Source organism: Roseicyclus marinus, assembly GCF_036322625.1.
In the GTDB taxonomy this organism is placed as follows: domain Bacteria; phylum Pseudomonadota; class Alphaproteobacteria; order Rhodobacterales; family Rhodobacteraceae; genus Roseicyclus; species Roseicyclus marinus_A.
Genome location: NZ_AP027266.1, coordinates 1,268,217 through 1,290,452, shown reverse-complemented (window position 1 = coordinate 1,290,452; position 22,236 = coordinate 1,268,217). Strand labels below are relative to the sequence as shown.

General features: G+C 66.3%; 19 protein-coding genes. 16 read left to right on the top strand and 3 right to left on the bottom strand.

From position 1 onward, the window contains the following. Positions 1–3: 3 nt before the first annotated feature. The 4 genes from trpC (at position 4) to lexA (ending at position 3,317) form a co-directional block, all read left to right on the top strand. The gene (gene trpC / locus AABA51_RS06160) at positions 4–804 is read left to right on the top strand and encodes an indole-3-glycerol phosphate synthase TrpC (protein WP_338275479.1); all 801 of its coding nucleotides are present in this window, start codon (positions 4–6) and stop codon (positions 802–804) included. Positions 805–808: 4 nt separating this feature from the next. Continuing rightward, positions 809–1,288, top strand: a complete 480-nt coding sequence (gene moaC, locus AABA51_RS06155) for a cyclic pyranopterin monophosphate synthase MoaC (RefSeq protein ID WP_338275477.1) — start codon at positions 809–811, stop codon at positions 1,286–1,288. 64 nt (positions 1,289–1,352) lie between these two features. Continuing rightward, the gene (glp, locus tag AABA51_RS06150; protein WP_338275475.1) at positions 1,353–2,552 is read left to right on the top strand and encodes a gephyrin-like molybdotransferase Glp; all 1,200 of its coding nucleotides are present in this window, start codon (positions 1,353–1,355) and stop codon (positions 2,550–2,552) included. Between the two features lie 81 nt (positions 2,553–2,633). After that, on the top strand, positions 2,634–3,317 hold the full coding sequence (gene lexA, locus AABA51_RS06145; RefSeq protein WP_338275473.1) for a transcriptional repressor LexA: 684 nt from the start codon (positions 2,634–2,636) through the stop codon (positions 3,315–3,317). Here the strand turns inward: lexA and AABA51_RS06140 are convergent. Continuing rightward, the gene (locus AABA51_RS06140; protein ID WP_338275471.1) at positions 3,311–5,494 is read right to left on the bottom strand and encodes a ComEC/Rec2 family competence protein; all 2,184 of its coding nucleotides are present in this window, start codon (positions 5,492–5,494) and stop codon (positions 3,311–3,313) included. The genes lexA and AABA51_RS06140 overlap by 7 nt on opposite strands. A gap of 184 nt (positions 5,495–5,678) precedes the next feature. Here AABA51_RS06140 and gltX point away from each other — a divergent pair, with 184 nt between their 5' ends. The 12 genes from gltX (at position 5,679) to AABA51_RS06080 (ending at position 18,759) form a co-directional block, all read left to right on the top strand. After that, the gene (gene gltX / locus AABA51_RS06135; RefSeq protein WP_338275468.1) at positions 5,679–7,094 is read left to right on the top strand and encodes a glutamate--tRNA ligase; all 1,416 of its coding nucleotides are present in this window, start codon (positions 5,679–5,681) and stop codon (positions 7,092–7,094) included. Positions 7,095–7,219: 125 nt separating this feature from the next. Next, entirely contained in the window at positions 7,220–8,515 is a 1,296-nt protein-coding gene (locus AABA51_RS06130) for a citrate synthase (RefSeq protein ID WP_338275466.1), read from the top strand. Positions 8,516–8,665: 150 nt separating this feature from the next. Beyond that, a complete protein-coding gene (locus AABA51_RS06125) occupies positions 8,666–9,604 on the top strand; it encodes a nucleoside hydrolase (protein WP_338275463.1) in 939 nt (312 codons plus the stop codon). A 51-nt stretch (positions 9,605–9,655) separates the two neighbouring features. Next, on the top strand, positions 9,656–11,098 hold the full coding sequence (locus tag AABA51_RS06120; protein ID WP_338275461.1) for a protein adenylyltransferase SelO: 1,443 nt from the start codon (positions 9,656–9,658) through the stop codon (positions 11,096–11,098). Positions 11,099–11,176: 78 nt separating this feature from the next. Further along, entirely contained in the window at positions 11,177–11,590 is a 414-nt protein-coding gene (locus AABA51_RS06115) for a Fur family transcriptional regulator (protein WP_338275459.1), read from the top strand. 92 nt (positions 11,591–11,682) lie between these two features. Next, a complete protein-coding gene (locus AABA51_RS06110) occupies positions 11,683–12,867 on the top strand; it encodes a phosphoglycerate kinase (RefSeq protein ID WP_338275457.1) in 1,185 nt (394 codons plus the stop codon). Between the two features lie 89 nt (positions 12,868–12,956). Next, complete coding sequence (locus tag AABA51_RS06105; RefSeq protein WP_338275454.1) at positions 12,957–13,847, top strand: fructose bisphosphate aldolase; 891 nt, start codon at positions 12,957–12,959, stop codon at positions 13,845–13,847. A 125-nt stretch (positions 13,848–13,972) separates the two neighbouring features. Next, the gene (locus AABA51_RS06100) at positions 13,973–14,266 is read left to right on the top strand and encodes an FtsB family cell division protein (protein ID WP_338275451.1); all 294 of its coding nucleotides are present in this window, start codon (positions 13,973–13,975) and stop codon (positions 14,264–14,266) included. Positions 14,267–14,517: 251 nt separating this feature from the next. Beyond that, on the top strand, positions 14,518–15,543 hold the full coding sequence (gene pdhA, locus AABA51_RS06095; RefSeq protein WP_338275450.1) for a pyruvate dehydrogenase (acetyl-transferring) E1 component subunit alpha: 1,026 nt from the start codon (positions 14,518–14,520) through the stop codon (positions 15,541–15,543). Positions 15,544–15,557: 14 nt separating this feature from the next. Further along, a complete protein-coding gene (locus AABA51_RS06090) occupies positions 15,558–16,934 on the top strand; it encodes a pyruvate dehydrogenase complex E1 component subunit beta (protein ID WP_338275448.1) in 1,377 nt (458 codons plus the stop codon). Between the two features lie 13 nt (positions 16,935–16,947). Continuing rightward, positions 16,948–18,264, top strand: coding sequence for a pyruvate dehydrogenase complex dihydrolipoamide acetyltransferase (locus tag AABA51_RS06085; protein ID WP_338275446.1), 1,317 nt, complete (start codon positions 16,948–16,950; stop codon positions 18,262–18,264). Between the two features lie 162 nt (positions 18,265–18,426). Beyond that, complete coding sequence (locus tag AABA51_RS06080; RefSeq protein ID WP_338275444.1) at positions 18,427–18,759, top strand: carboxymuconolactone decarboxylase family protein; 333 nt, start codon at positions 18,427–18,429, stop codon at positions 18,757–18,759. Between the two features lie 50 nt (positions 18,760–18,809). On the opposite strand, the gene AABA51_RS06075 is transcribed toward AABA51_RS06080, so the two are convergent. Together AABA51_RS06075 and polA are read right to left on the bottom strand one after the other, a co-directional pair. Beyond that, positions 18,810–19,391 (bottom strand): pseudouridine synthase, encoded by a 582-nt coding sequence (locus AABA51_RS06075; protein ID WP_338275443.1) that lies wholly within the window; start codon positions 19,389–19,391, stop codon positions 18,810–18,812. Further along, entirely contained in the window at positions 19,388–22,192 is a 2,805-nt protein-coding gene (polA, locus tag AABA51_RS06070) for a DNA polymerase I (protein ID WP_338275440.1), read from the bottom strand. Before polA ends, AABA51_RS06075 begins: the two co-directional genes overlap by 4 nt. Positions 22,193–22,236: the final 44 nt, after the last annotated feature.

Sequence of the window (22,236 nt, the reverse complement as noted above, 5' to 3'; positions counted from 1 at the left end):
GCGATGGCGACCATTCTGGACAAGATCAAGGCCTACAAGCTGGAGGAAGTCGCCCAAGCGAAAGCCGAGCGGCCCTTGGCAAGCGTGGAAGACGCCGCGCGCGCCGCCCCCCGCGTGCGGGGCTTTCACAAGGCGCTGACGGCGGCGGAAGAAACGGGCTACGGCCTGATCGCGGAGATCAAGAAGGCGAGCCCGTCCAAGGGCCTGATCCGGGCGGATTTCGATCCGCCGGTCCTGGCGAAAGCCTATGAGGCGGGGGGGGCCAGCTGTCTGTCGGTCCTGACCGACACGCCCAGTTTCCAGGGCAAGCCCGAGTATCTGAGCCGGGCGCGGGCGGCGGCATCCCTGCCCTGTCTGCGCAAGGATTTTCTCTATGACACCTACCAGGTGGCCGAGGCGCGGGCCTGGGGTGCGGATTGCATCCTGATCATCATGGCCTCGGTCGAGGATGGGCTGGCGGCCGAGCTTGAGGATGCGGCGCGCCATTGGGGGATGGATGCGCTGATCGAGGTGCATGACGATGCGGAACTGGACCGGGCGCTGCGGCTGAACAGCCCGCTTCTGGGCATCAACAACCGCGATCTGAACACGTTCGTCACCGATCTGGCCACGACCGAGCGGTTGGCGGCACGGGTGCCGGGGGATCGGATGGTCATCTCGGAATCGGGGCTGTTCACGCCCGAGGATCTGTCGCGCATGGCGCGGGCGGGGGCGCGGTCCTTCCTCATCGGGGAAAGCCTGATGCGGCAGGAGGATGTGACGGCGGCGACCCGCGCGATCCTGTCCGACCCGGTGGCGGGGTAAGGTCATGGCGGAGCTGACGCATTTCGACGGCGCGGGACAGGCCCACATGGTCGATGTCTCGGGCAAGGCGGTGACAGACCGGATCGCGGTGGCCGAAGGTTGGGTGAAGATGCGGCCCGAGACGCTGGCGCTGGTGGAACAGGGCAGCGCCAAGAAGGGCGATGTCCTGGGCATTGCGCGGCTTGCGGGGATCATGGGCGCGAAAAAGACCGCCGATCTGATCCCGCTGTGTCATCCCCTGCCGATCACCAAGGTGACGCTGGAGCTGGTGACCGATGCGGCGCTGCCCGGTGTGCGGATCACGGCGACGGTCAAGACCACGGGCCAGACGGGGGTCGAGATGGAGGCGCTGACCGCCGTGTCGGTCGCGGCGCTGACGGTCCATGACATGCTGAAGGCCGCGGAGAAATCGATCGAGATCGGCGGCATCAGGGTCGTTTTGAAGGATGGCGGCAAGTCGGGGCGTTACGAGGCGGGCAGCTGAGGCGCGGGCGGCAAGGTCGCGGTGCATATTTGTGGAAAGATGAAGCCATGAGCGGGGGGCGCGAATGATCTCGGTCGCGGAGGCGCTGGAAGCCTGCCTGGCTCTGGTGCGGCCCTTGGGCGTGGAGCGCGTGGCGCTGGCCGAAGCCGGGGGGCGGGTTCTGGCCGAGGACGGGGTGGCGCGGCGCGAGCAGCCGCCCTTTGCCGCATCGGCGATGGATGGCTATGCGATCTTGTCGGAGGATCGGGTCGCGGGACGGGTGCTGCGCGTGGTGGGCGAGGCACCTGCGGGCCGTGCATGGGCGGGGCGGATCGGGCCGGGGGAGGCCGTGCGCATCTTCACCGGCGCGCCGGTGCCCGAGGGGGCCGATTGCGTGGTCATCCAGGAGGATGTGAGCCGCGCGGGCGATCTGGTGACGTTGGGGGCCCTGCCGGAGGGGCCTGCGAATATCCGGCCCATGGGGGTGGATTTCCACGTGGGGGCGCGGCTTGTCGCCCCGCGGCGGATGAGCCCGGCCGATGTGGCGCTTTGTGCCGCGATGAACCTGCCCGAACTGGTCGTGCGGCGGCGGCCCGAGGTGGCCATCATTGCCACGGGCGACGAATTGGTGAGCCCCGGCGAGGACCCGCGCGCCGATCAGATCGTGGCGTCGAACAGCTACGGGATCAAGGCGCTGGTGGAGGCCGAGGGCGGGCGCGCGCGGCTTTTGCCCATCGCGCGGGACAGGCGCGAGAGCCTGGAACAGGTGCTGGGGCTCGCGCGGGGGGCGGATCTCGTGGTGACGATCGGCGGTGCCTCGGTCGGAGATCATGACCTGGTGGGCGAGGTCGCGGCGGGCATGGGGCTGGAGCGGGCCTTTTACAAGGTGGCGATGCGGCCCGGCAAACCCCTGATGGCGGGGCGGCTTGGGGGGGCGGTGTTGCTGGGGCTGCCGGGCAATCCGGTCTCGTCGCTGGTTTGTGCCGAGATCTTCCTGGTGCCGATGCTGCGCGTCATGCTGGGGCTGCCGGGTGAGGCGCGGCCGAGGCGGCGCGGGCGGCTGGCCTGTGACCTGGAGGAGAACGGGCCGCGCGAGCATTACATGCGCGCGAGCCTGATGCCTGGGGGGGAGATGGCGCTGCTCGCCCCGCATGAGAGCCAGGACAGCTCGCTTTTGACGGTGCTGTCGGAGGCGGGCGCGCTGGTGGTGCGGCCGCCCCATGACGGCAAGCGCCGGGCGGGCGATATGGTGGAATACCTGCCGCTTGGGGCGGAGCGCACGTGATTCGTTGACACGGACCGGGAACAGCGGTAGAACATTACCCGAACAAAGGCCCCGGAGGCCCGGTTTGAGGAGAGTGAGCCGATGCTGACCCGCAAGCAGCGTGACCTGCTGGAATTCATCCACAAGCGCGTGCAGCGCGACGGGGTGCCGCCATCCTTTGACGAGATGAAGGAGGCGCTGGACCTGCGGTCGAAATCGGGCATCCACCGGCTGATCACGGCGCTGGAGGAGCGGGGGTTCATCCGGCGGCTGGCGCATCGGGCGCGCGCGCTCGAGATCGTGAAGATGCCCGATGCGGTGGAGCGGCCCGGGTTCGAGCCGCGCGTCATCGCGGGCGACAGGACGGACCCGCCGCGCGGCGCGATGCCGGTGGAGGCTGCGGCGATGGAGGTCCCGGTGATGGGCCGGATCGCGGCGGGCACGCCGATCGAGGCCATTTCCCAGATCGAGACCCATGTCGCGGTGCCGCATCAGATGATGCGCGCGGGGCGCAGCCATTACGCGCTGGAAGTGCGCGGGGACTCGATGATCGAGGCCGGGATCAACGATGGCGACATCGTGGTGATCGAGGAAGGATCGACGGCCGATAACGGGGATATCGTCGTGGCATTGGTCGAGGGGCAGGAGGCGACGCTCAAGCGGTTGCGCCGCAAGTCCGGGATGATCGCGCTGGAGGCGGCGAACCCGGCCTATGAAACGCGGGTGTTCCGCGATGACCAGGTCAGCGTTCAGGGCAAGCTGGTGGGGTTGATCCGCACCTATTGAGGACGGGGATCGGTCTGGCGGGGCGACCATGGGCGGTCGCCTTGCGCCCGGCGCGCGGTGAGGATCTGGAGCCTGTCGCCCTCGGGCGTGAGGGCTAGTGCGCCGGTAAGGGCCAGAAGCGGGCCATCAAGGACATGGCAGCTGGGTCCGTGGGCGAGGATCGAGGACGTATCTGCCTGACCTGTGGCGAGCGTTTCGGAAAGCGTTTCGGCAAGGGCTCTGGCGGAGGCGGCGAGCGGGCCGTCGGGGGCGGCTTCGGACAGGATGACGAGGCTATGGGCGGCGCAGGCGGCTGGAGCCTCGGCCAGGGCTGCGCGGCCCGTGCCGTGCCAGATCGACCAGGTGCCGAAGCGGGCGGATTGCCCTGCGCCCGAGGCTTGCCACAGGGGGCGGGCGGCGGCCTGAGGCTGGGTCGCGGGATCACCGTCATTCTCGAGCCAGATTTCCGCGACAAAGCCCGCGCCCCGGTCGCGGCTGAGGGCGCGGCCCGCCTCGGTCATCACGCCGACCAGGGTGCCGCTGTCGGAGACGAGGATCGCGGGCCGATCCGCGCCCGACCAGAGGAAGAGGGCCGCTGCGACCGGCAGCAGGCCAAGCCAGCGCCCCCGCCCCTGCCAGAGCAGGACGACAAGCGCGCCCAGCGTGACCGCGCCGAGCGTCCAGGCGGCGGGCGTCGGCACAGGGGACACCGCGCCGGGAAGGGCCGCCACGACATCGGCCACGCCGAGGATCCAGGACAAGGCCCAATCCATCACCCACCAGACCGGGCCGGAAAGGCCAAGGGGCCAGAGGATCGCCGCCAGAACCGCGCCGGGGATCACCACGCTGCCCATGACCGGCACGGTCAGGAGATTGGCCAGAAGCCCGTAGACCGCGATCTGGTTGAAATGCACCGCCCCGTAAGGCGCAGTCGCCGCCCCCGCCACGGCAGAGGAGACGAGAAGGGCAAAGGCCCCCTTGGCCCATTTCGGCCAATCCTGCATCCAGGATGCCCCGCGCAGCGCGCCGAAGACACCGACCAGCGCCGCCGTGGCGGCAAAGGACATCTGGAAGCCGGGGGACAGAAGCGTCTCGGGCCGGTGCAGGAGCACGATCACGGCGGCGATGGCGACCGAGCGCAGCGTCAGGGCGCGGCGGTCCAGAAGCACGGCGCAGAACATGACCGCGACCTGGATAAAGGCGCGTTCGGTGGCCACGTTGCCCCCCGAGAGCGCGAGATAGAAGGCCCCTGCCCCAAGTGCTGCGACCGCTGCCCATTTGCGGATCGGGTAGCGCAGGGCGAGTGCCGGGATCAGCGCGAGGATCTGGCGCAGGGCGGCATAGACGAAGCCGGTCAGAAGCCCCATGTGCAGACCGGAAATGGCCAGAAGATGGGCGATGTTGGCCGCGCGCATCGCCTCGACCGGGGCGGCGTCGAGCCCCGAGCGGTCGCCGGTCAGGACGGCGGCGGCAAAGGCCCCGGGCTGGCCCCCGATACGGTCCCGGATCGCGGCCGACATGGCCAGGCGCAGGTGGAAAAGCCACGCCGCCCCCGGCGCGCGGTGTTCCAGAAGCACGACGGGCGTGCGGGTATAGCCGACGGCCCCCAAGGACAGGAAATAGGCGTGAAGCTGGAAGTCGAAGCCGCCCGGCTCGGCCGGGCCTGCCGGGGCCGAGAGATGCCCGGTCATCATCACGATGCTGCCCGGTTCGGGTGCCGCCCCCTGCCCCGCCCCGTGGAGCGAGACGCGAATGCGGTGCGGGATGCGGGCGGGGTCCATATCTTCGAGCCGGACCTGGTCGAGCGTCAGCCGGATCGCATCGGAGGCGGAGCGGTCGACGCCGACCACCCGCCCCTCGATCGCGCCGTAATAGCGGAAATCGAGCACCGGACCGGCAAGGTGATGGGTGCGGCCCGCCGCCGCCATGAGGCCGCAGGCCACAAGCGCGACCCCAAGCCAGAGCGGCCCGAGACCATCACGCCAGCGCATGGCCCCGACCCCGCCGGCAAGCGCCAGAAGGAGCGCCGCGCCAAGCGCAAGGGGCCCCGGTTCCACAGGCAGGGCGAAATAGAGGGCAACGCCAAGGCCCAGTAGGACCGCCGACCATGGCATGAGCGCGCCGCGCTGGCGGTGCAGCATCCCCACGAACGGCGCGACCAGCCGGGCGGGACCCGAGGCTGCGCGCGCTGGCGCCAAGATGGCATCCGCCTGCCCTGCCACGTGTCCGGCCCCGTCCCTTGCGCGGCCCGGACCGATGGCCCTGGCCGCCACTTGCTTGTCAGCGCCCCGAGAGTTGCGGTAACGAGCCCCAGTCTTGCCCGGACATGGTTTCCAACAGGTTAACGCGCGCCCGAAGGCCGGGACGCGGAAGGGATGAGAAATGACCAATTCCTCGCAGATCGTCACGCGGATCGCGCCCTCGCCCACGGGGATCATGCATATTGGCACGGCGCGCACGGCGCTGTTCAACTGGCTTTACGCGCGCGGGCGCGGCGGCAAGTTCCTGCTCCGGATCGAGGATACGGACCGGGCGCGGTCGACCCCCGAGGCGACGGAGGCCATTCTGGAGGGCATGCGCTGGCTGGGCCTTGATTGGGACGGGGAGGCGGTGAGCCAATTCGCCCGTGTCCCCCGCCACGCCGAGGTGGCCCACGAGATGCTGGCCAAGGGCCATGCCTACAAATGCTTTGCCAGCCAGGACGAAATCGAAGCCTTTCGGGAGGCGGCGCGGGCCGAGGGGCGCTCGACCCTCTATCTCAGCCCCTGGCGCGATGCGGATCCGGCCAGCCACCCCGATGCGCCCTTCGTGATCCGGCTGCGCGCGCCGCGCGACGGGGAAACGGTGATCGAGGATGCGGTGCAGGGGCGCGTGATCTTTCGCAACGACCAGCTCGACGACATGGTCCTGCTGCGCTCGGACGGGACGCCCACCTACATGCTGGCCGTGGTGGTCGATGACCATGACATGGGGGTCACCCATGCGATCCGGGGCGATGACCATCTCAACAATGCCGCGCGCCAGGCGCAGATCTACCGCGCCATGGGCTGGGCGGAGCCGGTCTGGGCGCATATCCCGCTGATCCATGGCGAGGACGGCAAGAAACTGTCCAAGCGCAACGGGGCCACCGGCGTCATGGAATATGCCGAGATGGGCATTCCGGCGGCGGCCATGCGCAATTACCTGGCGCGGCTGGGGTGGAGCCATGGGGATGACGAGCTCTTCACCGATGCGCAGGCCATCGAGTGGTTCGATCTGCCCGGCATCGGGCGCGCACCCGCGCGGCTCGACATGAAGAAGCTCGAGAATGTCGCGGGCTGGCATATCGCCCGGATGTCGGATGACGTGCTTTTGTCCGAAATCGATGATTTCCTTGCGCTGACGGGGCGGCCGCCCCTTTCGCAGGCGCAGCACGATCTGATGGCTGCTGCGATGTATTGCCTCAAGGATCGCGCGAAATCCCTGCCCGATCTGCTGGAAAAGGGCCAGTTTGCCTTGGCCTCCCGCCCCTTGCAGCTCGACGAGAAGGCGCAGGCCGCGCTGGACCCGGTATCCCGTGGTATACTGCATGAATTGACTGCGCAGTTGCAGAATGTTAGCTGGGATCGCGACACGCTCGAGGCGGTGCTGACCCGGACGGCAGAGGCCCATGGGACGAAATTCGGCAAGCTCGCCGCGCCCCTGCGCGCGGCCCTTGCCGGGCGCAGCGTCACGCCAAGCGTCTTCGACATGATGCTGGTCATCGGACGCGAGGAGAGCCTTGCGCGGTTGACCGAGGCAGCTTCCCGCGACGGCTGACGGGTCGGGGGCTGCGCGAGACCGAGACGAACCGGGGTCGGCCATGCGCACTTGGCACGCCCCGTGCAGTTACCGCGCAGCGCCAATCCGGCGCGGCGACAGGCCAAGACGGAGAAGGGACGACCATGGCAGAGACGACCAGAACCGCAACCTTGACGATTGACGGGCAAAGCTACGAGCTGCCGATCCATTCGCCGACGGCCGGCCCCGATGTCATCGACATCACCAAGCTTTACGCCAAGGCGGGTGTTTTCACCCATGACCCCGGCTTCACCTCCACCTCGTCTTGCGAAAGCGCCATCACCTATATCGACGGCGACAAGGGCGAGCTGATGCATCGCGGCTACCCGATCGACCAGCTGGCCGAGAAATCGCATTACCTCGAGGTCTGCTACCTGCTGCTCTACGGCGAACTGCCCTCTGCCGCGGAACTCGAGCAATTCGAGACGACGATCACGCGCCACACGATGATCCACGAGCAGATGCACAACTTCTTCCGGGGGTTCCGGCGGGATGCGCATCCGATGGCGACAATGGTGGGGGTCGTGGGCGCTATGTCGGCCTTCTACCACGATTCGACCGACATCAACGACGAACGCCAGCGCGAGATCGCCAGCCACCGCCTGATCGCCAAGATGCCGACGATCGCGGCCATGGCCTATAAGTATTCGATCGGCCAGCCCTTCGTCTATCCGAGGAACGACCTCGATTACGCCTCGAACTTCCTGCGGATGTGCTTTGCCGTGCCCGCCGAGGAATACGTGGTCGATCCGGTCCTGGCCCGCGCGATGGACCGCATCTTCACGTTGCATGCCGACCATGAGCAGAACGCTTCCACCTCCACGGTGCGGCTTGCCTCCTCCTCCGGCGCGAACCCCTTTGCCTGTATCGCGGCGGGCATTGCCTGCCTTTGGGGGCCTGCCCATGGCGGGGCCAACCAGGCCTGCCTCGAGATGCTCAAGGAAATCGGGACGCCCGACCGCATCCCCGAATTCATCGCCCGCGCCAAGGACAAGAACGATCCGTTCCGCCTGATGGGCTTTGGCCACCGCGTCTACAAGAACTTCGATCCCCGCGCGACGGTGATGAAGCAATCCGCCGACGAGGTGCTGGACCTCTTGGGCGTGGAAAACAACCCGCTTCTCCAGATCGCCAAGGAGCTGGAGCGCATCGCGGTCAACGACGAGTATTTCATCGAGAAAAAGCTCTTCCCGAACGTCGATTTCTACTCGGGCATCATCCTCGAGGCGATGGGCTTCCCCACCTCGATGTTCACGCCGATCTTCGCCGTCTCGCGCACGGTCGGCTGGATTTCGCAGTGGAAGGAACAGCTGGCCGATCCCGCGATGAAGATCGGTCGCCCGCGCCAGCTCTACATGGGCGAAACGCTGCGCGATTACGTCGAGATCGAGAACCGCTGATCCAGGCGACACGGACCTGCGAAAGACCGCCTCCACACGGGGCGGTCTTTTTGCTTTGCCCCTTCATCTTTCCCCAAATATGCCCGCCGGAGGCATTGAAGTCTGCGGCGCGACGGTGAAACCTGCGCCGCGACAGACAGGAGCGCGCCCATGCCAGCCAAGATCATCATCGACACCGACCCCGGTCAGGATGACGCGGTGGCGATCTTGCTCGCGCTCGCCTCCCCCGAAGAGGTCGAGGTTCTGGGGATCACCGCCGTCGCGGGCAATGTGCCCTTGGCCCTGACGCAGAAAAACGCGCGGATCGTCTGCGAATTGGCGGGGCGGCGCGACATCCGGGTTTTCGCGGGCTGCGAGAGACCGCTCGCCCATACGCTCGTCACCGCCGAACATGTCCATGGCAAGACGGGGCTCGACGGGATCGACCTGCCCGAGCCGACCATGCCGCTGCAGGAGATGCACGGCGTCGATTTCATCATCGAGACGCTGCGCGCGGAGCCTTCGGGCAGTGTCACGCTCTGCCCGCTCGGGCCGCTCACGAATATCGCCACGGCCTTTCGCAAGGCGCCCGACATCGTCGGTCGTGTCCAAGAGATCGTGCTGATGGGCGGGGCCTATTTCGAGGTGGGCAACATCACGCCCGCGGCGGAATTCAACATCTATGTCGACCCTGAAGCCGCTGAAATCGTGTTCAAATCCGGTGTGCCGCTGACCGTCATGCCGCTTGACGTGACCCACAAGGTGCTGACCACGCGGCCAAGGATCGAGGCGATCCGCGCGCTTGATACGCCCGTCGCCCATGCGGTCGCGCAATGGACGGATTTCTTCGAACGGTTCGACATGGAGAAATACGGCCATGACGGCGCGCCGCTTCATGATCCTTGCGTCATCGCTTGGCTGATCGCGCCGGAGCTGTTTTCGGGTCGCCACATCAATGTCGAGATCGAGACCCGGTCGGAGCTGACGCGGGGCATGACGGTGGCCGATTGGTGGGGCGTGACCAAGCGGCCCGCGAATGCCCATTTCATGGGCGATGTGAGGGCTGACGGCTTTTACGATCTGCTCACCGCGCGACTTGCGCGGCTCTGACCCTTTCCCCCGGGGGCCTGACCGCCTATCTCTGTCTGGAAAGGAGGGCCCATGACCCCCCGTTTCCCCTTTGACAACAGCTATGCCCGCCTGCCCGACAGGTTCTACACCCGCCAGCCCCCGGTGCCTGTCACCGCGCCCCGGTTGGTGGCGGTGAACCATGCGCTGGCCGCGCGGCTGGGCATCGCGCTCCCCCAGAATGAGACCGAGATCGCCAGCATCTTTGCCGGAAACGCCCTGCCCGAGGGGGCGGAGCCGCTGGCGCAGGTCTATGCCGGGCACCAGTTCGGCGGCTGGTCGCCGCGTCTGGGCGATGGGCGCGCGATTCTGCTGGGAGAGGTGGTGGCCCCCGATGGCGCGCGCTTCGACATCCAGCTCAAGGGCGCGGGCCAGACGCCCTATTCGCGCATGGGCGACGGGCGCGCCTGGCTTGGGCCGGTCCTGCGCGAATACATCGTGTCCGAGGCGATGGCCGCGATGGGCATTCCCACGACCCGGGCGCTTGCCGCCGTCACCACGGGCGAGATCATCCAGCGCGAGGGCTTTTTGCCCGGTGCGGTCTTCACCCGTGTCGCGGCCTCCCATATCCGGGTGGGGACGTTTCAGTATTTCGCCGCGCGCAAGGATACCGAGGCGCTGCAGGCGCTTTGCGATCATGCCATCGCGCGGCATTATCCGGGAGCAAGCGGGCCTGCGGGTCTTCTGGATGGGGTGATCGGCGCGCAGGCGCGGCTGATCGCGCAATGGATGGGCGTGGGCTTCATCCATGGGGTGATGAATACCGACAACATGGCGATCTCGGGCGAGACCATCGATTACGGCCCCTGCGCCTTCATGGATGCCTATCATCCCGATACGGTCTTTTCCTCGATCGACCAGTTCGGGCGCTACGCATTTGCCAACCAGCCCCGGATCGCGGTCTGGAACCTGGCGCAATTGGCGACAGCGCTTTTGGCGCTGATCCCCGACCGCGACGAGGGGATCGAGGTCTTTACCACCGCCGTGAACGGGTTCGCCGACAGGTTCGATGCCGAATGGCAGGCGGTTCTGGCCAGAAAGCTGGGCCTGGGCGAGAACCGGGAAGGCGATGCCAGCCTTGCCTTCGATCTTTTGAATATCATGGCCGAGAACGGGGCCGATTTCACCCGCACCTTCCGCGCGCTGTCGCACCCCGATCCGTCCTGGGCGCGGGACGAATTCATCGATCCGACCATCCTGGATGCCTGGCTGGTGCGCTGGCGTGCGAGGCTCGCGCAGGAGGATATCGGCGCCGATGAGCGCGTGGCGCGCATGCGCGCGGTCAATCCCGCTCGCATCCCGCGCAACCACCGGATCGAACAGGTGATCACCAATGCGGTCGATGGCGATTACGACCCGTTCCGCGCGCTGATGGCAGCCCTTGCCGATCCCTTTGCCGAAGCCCCCGAGCTTGCGGCCTATGAAGCCGCGCCCGAGGATGGCGAGCATGTCACCCGCACCTTCTGCGGCACTTGACCACGACGCCTTGCGGCTTTTCCCGCGCGTGCAAATCGCCTAAACCTGCGGCCCACGGAAAATGCGACGGGGCCCGCCATGACCGACACGATCGAAGGCCGCTGCGAGGCGCGCGGCCTGCGCATGACCGAGCAGCGCCGCGTCATCGCCCAAGTGCTGGAACAGGCGACCGACCATCCCGATGTGGAAGAGCTTTACGCCCGCGCCAGCGCCCGCGATCCGCGCATTTCCATCGCCACGGTCTATCGCACGGTGAAGCTGTTCGAGGAATCGGGCATTCTGGACCGGCTGGAATTCGGCGATGGCCGCGCCCGCTACGAGGATGCGGAACGCGACCACCACGACCACCTGATCGACATGAACAGTGGCGAGGTGATCGAATTCGTCGATCCCGAGATCGAGGCGCTGCAAGAAAAGATCGCGGAAAAGCTGGGCTACAGGCTCAAGGGCCATCGGCTGGAGCTTTACGGCGTGCCGATCAAGCGGGGCTGAGGCCACCGGCGGTCCCAAGCCTCTGGCCCCAAGTCTCTGGCCTGTCACGCGGCGCGTGATATGACCTGCGCGAACAGAAGACGGAGAATGCGATGAGCTGGAAAACCCTCGATGACATGGACCTGTCGGGCAAGGTCGTTCTGACCCGCGTGGACATCAACGTGCCCGTGCAGGACGGTCGCGTCACCGATGACACCCGCATCACGCGCATCCTGCCCACGATCCGTGACATCCTGGCCAAGGGGGGCAAGCCCGTCCTGATCGCCCATTTCGACCGGCCCAAGGGCAAGGTCGTGCCGGAGATGTCGCTCAAGGTGACGCTGCCCGCGCTCGAGGCCGCCCTGGGCCAGCCCGTGGGCTTTGCCGCCGAGGATTTCGGCACCGCCATCGCCGCGATGGCACCGGGCGAGGTGCTGCTTCTGGAAAACATCCGCTTCTTTCCCGGCGAGGAAAAGAACGATCCGGGCTTTGCCGCCGACCTGGCAGGCTTGGGGGATATCTATTGCAACGATGCCTTTTCTGCGGCGCACCGGGCCCATGCCTCCACCGAGGCGCTGGCGCATCTCTTGCCGGCCTGTGCCGGTCGCCTGATGGAGGCGGAATTGCGCGCGCTGGAGGCAGCGCTTGGCAAGCCGGAGCGCCCCGTGGTCGCGGTCGTGGGCGGGGCCAAGGTGTCGACCAAGCTCGACCTGCTGTCGAACCTGATCGAAAAGGTCGACCGGCTGGTCATCGGCGGCGGCATGGCGAACACGTTTCTGGCGGCACAGGGGCTGAATGTCGGCACATCCCTGTGCGAACATGATCTGGCCGACACTGCCCGCGCGATCATGGACAAGGCAAAGGCCAAGGGCTGCGAGATCATCCTGCCCGAGGATGTCGTGGTGGCGGAGCGCTTCGCCGCCGGGGCCGATCACGTGACGGTCGCCGCAGATGCCGTGCCCGAGGGCGGCATGATCCTTGACGCAGGCCCCGCGACGGTCGCCCGCATCATCGCGGCTTTCGACACGGCCCGGACGCTGATCTGGAACGGGCCGCTCGGCGCCTTCGAGATCGCGCCCTTCGACACGGCGACCATCGCGGCCGCACGGGCCGCCGCCGATCTGACGGCGGCAGGGCGGCTTGTCTCCGTCGCGGGGGGCGGCGACACGGTCGCGGCGCTGAACCATGCGGGGGCTGCCGATCGCTTCACCTATGTCTCGACGGCGGGCGGTGCATTCCTGGAATGGATGGAAGGCAAGACACTGCCCGGCGTCGCCGCGCTGGAACAGGCGGGCTGAACGGCCACTGTTTGCGCCACCATAATGGACAGCGCCCGCCCGCTTTGGCAGACAGGCGCGACACCCAGCCCATCAGGAGAGCGAGACAGATGCCCCAAGCCGCCATGACAGACCGGATCGCCACCGGACAGGGGTTCATCGCCGCCCTCGACCAATCGGGCGGATCGACCCCCAAGGCTCTGCGGCTCTACGGGATCGAGGACAGCGCCTATGGCTCCGAGGCCGAGATGTTCGACCTCATCCATGCCATGCGCACGCGCATCGCCACCTCGCCCGTCTTTACCGGCGACAAGGTGATCGGCGCGATCCTGTTCGAACAGACGATGGACCGCGATTTCGCGGGCAAACCCGCCGCGACCTATCTGTGGGAGGACAAGGGCGTCGTTCCCTTCCTCAAGATCGACAAGGGTCTGGAAGAGGCGGCAAGCGGCGTCCAGATGATGAAGCCCATTCCCGGCCTCGACGCGCTGCTCGACCGGGCGGTCGCCAAGGGGATCTTCGGCACCAAGGAACGCTCCGTGATCCTTGCGGCCAATGCGGGCGGCATCGCGGATATCGTGGCGCAACAGGTCGATCTGGGCTTCCAGGTGCTGGCCAAGGGGCTGGTCCCAATCCTGGAACCCGAGGTCGACATCAAGGCCCCCGACAAGGCCGAGGCCGAGGAGATCTTGCTTGCCGAATTGCTCAAGGGGGTCGATGCCATCCCCGAGGGCCAGCAGGTGATGCTGAAACTGACCATCCCGACCAAGGCGGGTCTTTATGCGCCGCTGATCGCCCATCCGCGCGTGATGCGCGTCGTGGCGCTGTCGGGCGGCTATGACCGGGCCGAGGCCTGCAAGCGTCTCGCCGCCAATCCGGGCATGATCGCAAGCTTCTCCCGCGCCCTGACCGAAGGCCTGTCGGCCGGGCAATCGGATGCCGATTTCAACACGACGCTTGGTGCCACGATCGACGCGATCCGGGCGGCCTCCATCGCCTGAGCGCGGCCGCCCGCTGCCTGTGGGCGAATCGAAAGGGGGGATTCCCTTTTGCGAATCAATGTGCGAATCTCCCCCTACGGCCCCGTCAGAGGGCCGATTGATCCGAGGCACAGGCAGATCATCTCATGGCGCGCAGCGCATCGCTCACCGGGCTTGTCCTGCCCCTCGCCCTGTTGTTGATCGGGGCCTATTTCACCTTCACCGCGGTGCAGGGGAATTACGGCCTGTTCCAGCGCATCCAGATCAGTGCCGAGGCCGATCGGCTGGAAACCCAGCTTGCCGCGCTTGAGGCCGAAGTGGGGCGGATGGAATTGCTGACGCGCCGGTTGTCGGATGATTTCCTCGATCTCGACCTGCTCGACGAACAGGCCCGCGACGTGCTGGGCTATGTCCGCGCCGACGAAATCATCTTGCCCTGAGCCTTCGCCCTGAATGAGCGCCTCGGCCGGTAGAGGCCGGAATACGGCCTCCAAAACCGCGCGGCGGCTCGCGCCCATCCCCCCTTGCCTTCATCTTTCCCCAAATATGCAAGACGCGGCACTGGCCGTGAAGCCTTGCATCCCCTGCAAGCCCCTGCGTCAGGATTGCGGGGTGCAATCTGCGGTTGCCTCTGCTAGAGAAATGTTCAACGTTAAACTATCTCTGCGACCCCCGGGGGAGGATGACCCGAATGCCACCACGCAAGACCGCCGCAGCACCGGCAGGTGCCACGCCGAATGTCTCGGCAGATGAGCTCAAGCGCTATTACCGCGAGATGCTCTTGATCCGCCGCTTCGAGGAAAAGGCGGGCCAGCTTTACGGCATGGGCCTGATCGGCGGCTTCTGTCACCTCTATATCGGGCAAGAAGCGGTCGTGGTGGGCCTCGAGGCTGCGGCCTCCGAAGGCGACAAGCGCGTCACCTCCTACCGCGACCACGGGCATATGCTGGCTTGCGGCATGGACCCCAAGGGCGTGATGGCGGAACTGACCGGGCGCATCGGCGGCTATTCCAAGGGCAAGGGCGGCTCGATGCACATGTTCTCCAAGGAGAAGCATTTCTACGGCGGCCATGGCATCGTTGCAGCCCAGGTACCGATCGGCGCGGGCCTGGCCTTTGCCGACAAATACCTCGGCAATGACCGCGTCACCTTCACCTATTTCGGGGATGGGGCCGCGAACCAGGGCCAGGTGGCCGAGAGCTACAACATGGCCCAGCTCTGGGATTTGCCGGTCATCTTCGTGATCGAGAACAACCAGTATGCCATGGGCACGAGCGTCAAGCGCGCCACCAAATCCCCCGATTTCTGGGAACGCGGCGTCGCCTACGGGATCAAGGGCGAAGCGGTCGACGGCATGGACGTTCTGGCCGTCAAGGACGCGGGCGAACGCGCCGTCGCGCACTGCCGCGCGGGCAAGGGGCCCTATATCCTCGAGGTCATGACCTATCGCTACCGTGGGCATTCCATGTCGGACCCCGCGAAATACCGCACCCGTGAAGAGGTGCAGGAGATGCGCGAAAAGCGCGACGCCATCGAAAATGTCCGCCAGATGCTGCTGACCGGCGGCCATGCCTCCGAAGAGGATCTGAAAAAGATCGACAAGGAGATCAAGGACATCGTCAACGAGGCGGCCGAATTCTCCAAGGAAAGCCCCGAGCCGGACCTGTCCGAGCTCTGGACCGACATCTACGCCGACGCGGCACCGCAGACCGCCTGAGGGAGCAGACAGACATGGCAACCGAAATTCTCATGCCCGCCCTCTCGCCCACGATGGAGGAAGGCACGCTCGCCAAATGGCTGGTCAAGGAAGGCGACACCGTCAATGCCGGTGACATCCTGGCCGAGATCGAAACCGACAAGGCCACGATGGAATTCGAGGCGGTCGACGAAGGCGTGATCGGCAAGATCCTTGTCCCCGAGGGGACCGAGGGCGTGAAGGTCAACACCCCCATCGCCCTCATCGGCGAGGCCGGCGAGGAGATGGAAGCCCCGAAAGAGGCGGCCGCCCCCGCGCCTGCGGCACTCCAGACTTCGGAAGGGCGGGCCGATCCAGCACCCGCGACGGCGGCCCCTGCCCCGGCAGCGCCCAAGGCACCGCGCACGCCCGATTGGCCCGAAGGGACCAAGATGAAGACCCAGACGGTGCGCGAGGCGCTCCGCGACGCGATGGCCGAGGAAATGCGCGCCGATGACACCGTCTTTGTCATGGGCGAGGAGGTGGCCGAATATCAGGGCGCCTACAAGATCACCCAAGGCTTGCTCGACGAATTCGGCGCGCGCCGCGTGATCGACACGCCGATCACCGAACATGGTTTCGCCGGTATCGGGGTCGGTGCGGCATTCGGCGGGCTGAAGCCCATCGTCGAATTCATGACCTTCAACTTCGCGATGCAGGCGATCGACCATATCATCAACTCGGCGGCCAAGACGCTTTACATGTCGGGCGGCCAGATGGGTGCTCCGATGGTCTTCCGTGGCCCGAATGGGGCCGCCGCCCGCGTGGGCGCGCAGCACAGCCAGGATTACGCCGCGTGGTATTCCCACATTCCGGGCCTGAAGGTGGTGCAGCCCTATTCGGCGGCGGACGCCAAGGGCCTTTTGAAAACCGCGATCCGCGATCCGAACCCTGTGATCTTCCTTGAGAACGAGATCCTCTACGGCCGGTCCTTCGAGGTGCCGGATGTGGAAGATTTCACCATCCCCTTCGGCAAGGCGCGGATCTGGCGCGAAGGTTCGGATGTCACCATCGTGAGCTTTGGCATCGGGATGACCTATGCGCTGGAAGCGGCCGAGAAACTGGCCGCCGAGGGGATCGAGGCCGAGGTGATCGACCTGCGCACGCTGCGCCCGCTCGATTACGACACGATCCTCGAGAGCGTGCGGAAAACCAACCGCTGCGTGACCGTCGAAGAAGGCTTCCCGGTCTGCTCCATCGGCAACCACCTGTCGGCCTATATCATGACCCATGCCTTCGATTACCTCGATGCGCCGGTCCTGAACTGCACCGGCAAGGACGTGCCGATGCCCTATGCGGCCAATCTCGAGAAACTGGCGCTGACCTCCACCGCCGAGGTGATCGAGGCCGTCCGCAAAGTCACCTACCGCTGAGGAGAAGCGCGCGATGCCCACGGAAATCCTGATGCCCGCGCTGTCCCCGACCATGGAGGAGGGGACGCTGGCCAAATGGCTGGTCAAAGAGGGCGATACCGTCGCTGCCGGCGACATCCTGGCCGAGATCGAGACCGACAAGGCCACGATGGAATTCGAAGCCGTCGATGAAGGCGTGATCGGCAAGATCCTTGTAGAAGAAGGCAGCGCGGGGGTGAAGGTGAATGCCCCCATCGCCGTTCTGCTGGCCGAGGGTGAAAGCGCCGAGGATGCCGCCCCCGCCAAACCCGCCGCCGAGGCCCCGAAGGCGGCCGAGAAGGCCGCACCGGCCGCGGCTCCCGCGGCGACTGCAGCGCCCGCTGCCACCAAGGGGGCCGATGGCGGGCGCGTCTTTGCCTCGCCGCTGGCGCGCCGGATCGCCGCCGACAAGGGGCTGGACCTGTCCGCGATCAAGGGCACGGGTCCGCATGGCCGGATCGTCAAGGCCGATGTGACCGGCGCGACCGCCGGTGCCGCGCCCAAATCCGCCGCCGCCCCTGCCGCAGCAGCCGCTGCCCCTGCGGAAGCGCCCAAGGCCGCCGCCGCCGCGATGCCCACGGGCCCCGATGCGGCACAGGTCATGCGCATGTACGAGGGCCGCGATTACGACGAGGTCAAGCTTGACGGGATGCGCCGCACGGTTGCCGCCCGCCTGACCGAGGCGAAACAGACCATCCCGCATTTCTACCTGCGCCGCGACATCAAGCTCGACGCGCTGATGAAATTCCGTGGCCAGCTGAACAAGCAGCTGGAGGGGCGCGGGGTGAAGCTGTCGGTCAATGACTTCATCATCAAGGCCTGTGCCAATGCGCTGCAACAGGTGCCTGCCGCCAATGCCGTCTGGGCGGGCGACCGGATGCTGCGGCTGAAACCGTCCGATGTGGCGGTGGCCGTCGCGGTCGATGGGGGCTTGTTCACCCCCGTCCTCAAGGACGCGCATCAAAAATCGATCTCGGCGCTCTCGGCGGAGATGAAGGACCTGGCCACGCGCGCCCGTGACCGCAAGCTCGCGCCGCATGAATACGTGGGCGGCAGTTTCGCGATCTCGAACCTCGGCATGTTCGGCATCGAGAATTTCGACGCGGTGATCAACCCGCCGCATGGCGCGATCCTGGCCGTGGGGGCAGGCGTGAAGAAACCCGTGGTGGGGGCTGATGGGGAATTGACCGTCGCCACCGTCATGTCGGTGACGCTGTCGGTGGATCACCGGGTCATCGACGGGGCGCTGGGTGCCGAGCTTCTGCAAGCAATTGTTGACAATCTAGAGAACCCGATGACAATGCTTGCATGAACAAGGAATAGCGGCGCCGGGGAGGAGTGGCGACGCTTTCAGACGGGGCTGCGCGGAGACGCGCGGCCCCGTCGCCATTTCGGGGTGACGTTTGATCTGACGCAAGGTGCGGGACTGTCCGCCGATCTATCGGCGGGGAGATCTTGCACAAGGACATTGCCGATGGATTGGAAAGACACGCTGCGCCACACCTCTGCCCTGCTGGGGCCGATGCGCGCGGAACAAGCCGCGACCGCCAAGGGATTTCACGAGCTGCACGAAGCGGCCCTTGCCCCCGGTGCGCTATCGACGAAGGACAAGGAGCTGATCGCGCTGGCGATCGGGATTTCCAAGCAATGCAACGATTGCATCGGCTTCCACATCAAGGCGGCGATCCGGGCGGGCGCCACGCGCGAGGAGGTGGCCGAGACGGTCAATGTCTGCGTGCTGATGAACGGGGGCCCTGGCTACATGTACGGGGCCAAGGCGATGGAGGCCTTTGACCAGCTGTCGTGAGGGGCGGAAAACTGCAGTTTTCCGCTCGGCAAAACTGCAGTCTTACCTTTTCAGGGTTGAAGGGCCTTCCAGCCGCCGGGCGGCAGGCCCTCGACCGTATGGGGCCCGACGGACCAGCGTATGAGGCGCAGAACCGGCAGGCCCACATGGGCGCACATGCGCCGGACCTGTCGGTTGCGGCCCTCGGTTATGGTCAGTTTCAGCCAGGCCTCGGGGATGTTCGCGCGGAACCGCACCGGGGGATCGCGGGGCCAGAGCCAAGAGGGCGCGGCCACCTCCTCGACCCGTGCGGGTCTTGTCGGCCCGTCCTTGAGCGTCACGCCAAGGCGCAGCGCCTCGAGCGCCGAAGGCGTGGGCATGCCTTCGACGAGGGCGAAATAGGTCTTGGGCGTGTGCGATTTCGGATCGGTCAACCGCGCCTGCAAGATGCCGTCATTGGTGAGCAGGAGAAGCCCCTCGCTGTCGCGATCGAGCCTGCCCGCCGGATACATCCCCGGCATGTCGAGCCAACGTTTCAGCCCCGGCCAATGCCCGTCATCGGTGAATTGGCTCAAGACATCCATCGGCTTGTTGAACGCGATCAGCCGCGTCTCGCCCTTGGGCGTCCTGGGTCTTGGGCGCGGGCGGCTCAATGGGCCACGGCCCAATTGGCCCCCTGCCCCGCATCGACGATCAGCGGCACGTCGAGATGCACGGCGGGATGCGCGGCCCCTTCCATCACCTCACGGGCGCGGGTGATGAGCGGCTCGACCGCGCCCTCGTCCACCTCGAACAGCAGTTCGTCATGGACCTGCAAGAGCATCCGCGCGGGCAGGTCGCGGATGGCATCCTCCATCCGGATCATGGCGCGGCGGATGATGTCGGCGGCTGTGCCCTGGATGGGCGCGTTGATCGCCGCGCGATAGGCAAAGCCAGCGCCGGGGCCCTTGGCGTTGATCTCGGGCGTATGGATCTTGCGGCCGAAGAGCGTCTGCACGTAGCCATTGGATTTGGCGAAGGATTTCGTCGCCTCCATGTAATCCTTGATGCCGGGGAAGCGTTCGAAATAGCGGTCGATGAAGCCCTGCGCCTCGGCGCGCGGAATGCGCAGGTTGCGCGCAAGGCCAAAGCCCGAGATGCCGTAGATCACGCCAAAATTAATCGCCTTGGCCTGACGGCGGACATCGGATGTCATCTGGTCGAGCGGCACGCTGAACATTTCCGAGGCGGTGGCGGCGTGAATGTCCTGCCCCTCGCGGAAGGCCTGTTTCAGCGCGTCGATCCCGGCGATATGGGCCAGGATGCGCAATTCGATCTGGGAATAGTCGAGCGATACCAGAACCTTGCCCGTGTCTGCAACGAATGCCTCGCGGATGCGGCGGCCTTCTTCGCTTCGGACAGGGATGTTTTGCAAGTTCGGGTCGGTCGAGGCGAGGCGCCCGGTATTGGCGCCCGCGATGACATAGGAGGTATGGACGCGGCCCGTGTCGCGGTTGATGTGGTCCTGCAGCGCGTCGGTATAGGTCGATTTCAGTTTCGACAGCTGCCGCCAGTCGAGCACGCGGCCCGGAAGGTCATGTTCGGTGGCCAGATCCTCCAGCACATCGGCGGGGGTGGCGTATTTGCCGGTCTTGCCCTTTTGCCCGCCGGGCAGACCCATCTTTTCGAACAGGATCTCGCCCAGTTGGGCGGGCGATCCGACGTTGAAGCTTTCGCCCGCAAGCTCGTGGATCTCGGCCTCGAGCCCCGCCATTTTCTGGGCGAAGGCGTTGGACATGCGGCTCAGCACATCGCGGTCGACCTTGATGCCGGCCATTTCCATGCGCGCCAGAACCGGCACCAGCGGGCGTTCCAGCGTCTCGTAGACGGTGGTCACCTGCGCTCGGTGGAGTTGCGGCTTGAAGGTCTGCCACAGCCGCCATGTCACATCGGCATCTTCGGCGGCATAGGGGGCGGCATCCTCGATCTTGACCCGGTCGAAGGTGATCTGGGATTTGCCCGAACCGATCAGATCCTTGATCGGGATCGGCACATGGCCAAGGTAGCGTTCGGACAGCGCATCCATCCCGTGGCCGTGCAGGCCCGCGTTCATCGCGTAGGACATGAGCATCGTGTCGTCGATGGGCGCGACATTGATCCCGTAGCGCGCGAGGATCTTCACGTCATATTTGGCGTTTTGCAGGATTTTCAGGACGCTCGCATCCTCGAAAAGCGGCTTGAGGAGCGCCAGCGCCTCCTCGAGGCCCAACTGCCCCTCGGCCAAGGCGTCGGAGCCGAAAAGCCCCTCGCCCCCTTCGGCCTTGTGGGCGAGCGGGATGTAGCAGGCGGCCCCCGGCCCGGTGGCAAGCGCCACGCCCACCAGATCGGCGGTCATCTCGTCCAGGCCGGTGGTTTCGGTGTCGATGGCCAGCTCGCCCCGCGCGGTGGCGCGGTCGATCCATGCCTTGAGCGTGGCGGCATCGCGCACGACCTCGTAGGTGGCGCGGTCGATGGGGGGCATGGCAGGTGCATCGCCCGGTGCGGGGTCGGCGCCTGCGGGATCGGCATCGAGGATGGCGGGCGCCTCGACCCCCAGACCATCGGCAATGCGCTTGGTCAGCGTGCGGAATTCCATCTTGCCCAGGAATTCGAGCAGCACCTGCGCATCGGGTTCCATCACCTCCAGATCGTCGAGCGTGACATCGAGGGGCACCTGATCGTCGAGCGTGACCAGACGCTTGGACAGGCGGATCTGATCGGCGAAATCGATGAGCGTCTGGCGGCGCTTGGGTTGCGGAACCTCTTCGGCGCGCTCCAGCAGCGCCTCGAGGCTGCCGAATTCGTTGATCAAAAGCGCCGCGGTCTTGATCCCGATGCCGGGGGCGCCGGGGATATTGTCGACGCTGTCGCCCGCAAGCGCCTGCACATCGACGACCTTGTCGGGGGTGACCCCGAACTTGGCCTCGACCCCCTCTGTGTCGATGCGGGTGTTCTTCATCGCGTCGAACATTTCGACCCCGCCGCCGACAAGCTGCATCAGGTCCTTGTCGGAGGAGATGATGGTGCAGCGCCCGCCCGCCTCGCGAGCCTGACGGGCGAGGGTCGCGATGATGTCATCGGCCTCGTAATTCTCCAGTTCCAGACAGGCAAGGTTGAAGGCGCGCGTCGCCTCGCGCGTGAGCGGGATCTGGGGGCGCAGATCCTCGGGCATGGCCTCGCGGTTGGCCTTGTAGAGATCGTAGAGATCGTTGCGGAAAGTGTGGCTGCCCTTGTCAAAGACGACGGCGGCATGGGTCGGCGCATCGGGGCCGGTATTGGCCTCGATCATCCGGTGGATCATGTTGCAAAAGCCCGAGACGGCCCCGATGGGCAGGCCATCGGATTTCCGCGTGAGCGGCGGCAGCGCGTGATAGGCGCGGAAGATGAAGGCCGAGCCGTCGACCAGATGCAGGTGATGTCCCTTGCCGAATGCCATTGCCGCGCCCTTTCCCCGGTTCGTCCAAGGGTGGTTCTAGCGCG

What these genes read in the sequence shown, in the direction of transcription:
- AABA51_RS06080 (WP_338275444.1), top strand. Translation starts at nt 18,427, where the DNA reads ATGGATTGGAAAGACACGCTGCGCCACACCTCTGCCCTGCTGGGGCCG.
- AABA51_RS06090 (WP_338275448.1), top strand. Translation starts at nt 15,558, where the DNA reads ATGGCAACCGAAATTCTCATGCCCGCCCTCTCGCCCACGATGGAGGAA.
- AABA51_RS06100 (WP_338275451.1), top strand. Translation starts at nt 13,973, where the DNA reads ATGGCGCGCAGCGCATCGCTCACCGGGCTTGTCCTGCCCCTCGCCCTG.
- AABA51_RS06120 (WP_338275461.1), top strand. Translation starts at nt 9,656, where the DNA reads ATGACCCCCCGTTTCCCCTTTGACAACAGCTATGCCCGCCTGCCCGAC.
- AABA51_RS06125 (WP_338275463.1), top strand. Translation starts at nt 8,666, where the DNA reads ATGCCAGCCAAGATCATCATCGACACCGACCCCGGTCAGGATGACGCG.
- lexA (WP_338275473.1), top strand. Translation starts at nt 2,634, where the DNA reads ATGCTGACCCGCAAGCAGCGTGACCTGCTGGAATTCATCCACAAGCGC.
- trpC (WP_338275479.1), top strand. Translation starts at nt 4, where the DNA reads ATGGCGACCATTCTGGACAAGATCAAGGCCTACAAGCTGGAGGAAGTC.
- AABA51_RS06130 (WP_338275466.1), top strand. Translation starts at nt 7,220, where the DNA reads ATGGCAGAGACGACCAGAACCGCAACCTTGACGATTGACGGGCAAAGC.
- gltX (WP_338275468.1), top strand. Translation starts at nt 5,679, where the DNA reads ATGACCAATTCCTCGCAGATCGTCACGCGGATCGCGCCCTCGCCCACG.
- AABA51_RS06115 (WP_338275459.1), top strand. Translation starts at nt 11,177, where the DNA reads ATGACCGACACGATCGAAGGCCGCTGCGAGGCGCGCGGCCTGCGCATG.
- moaC (WP_338275477.1), top strand. Translation starts at nt 809, where the DNA reads ATGGCGGAGCTGACGCATTTCGACGGCGCGGGACAGGCCCACATGGTC.
- glp (WP_338275475.1), top strand. Translation starts at nt 1,353, where the DNA reads ATGATCTCGGTCGCGGAGGCGCTGGAAGCCTGCCTGGCTCTGGTGCGG.
- AABA51_RS06105 (WP_338275454.1), top strand. Translation starts at nt 12,957, where the DNA reads ATGCCCCAAGCCGCCATGACAGACCGGATCGCCACCGGACAGGGGTTC.
- polA (WP_338275440.1), bottom strand. Translation starts at nt 22,192, where the DNA reads ATGGCATTCGGCAAGGGACATCACCTGCATCTGGTCGACGGCTCGGCC.
- AABA51_RS06085 (WP_338275446.1), top strand. Translation starts at nt 16,948, where the DNA reads ATGCCCACGGAAATCCTGATGCCCGCGCTGTCCCCGACCATGGAGGAG.
- AABA51_RS06110 (WP_338275457.1), top strand. Translation starts at nt 11,683, where the DNA reads ATGAGCTGGAAAACCCTCGATGACATGGACCTGTCGGGCAAGGTCGTT.
- pdhA (WP_338275450.1), top strand. Translation starts at nt 14,518, where the DNA reads ATGCCACCACGCAAGACCGCCGCAGCACCGGCAGGTGCCACGCCGAAT.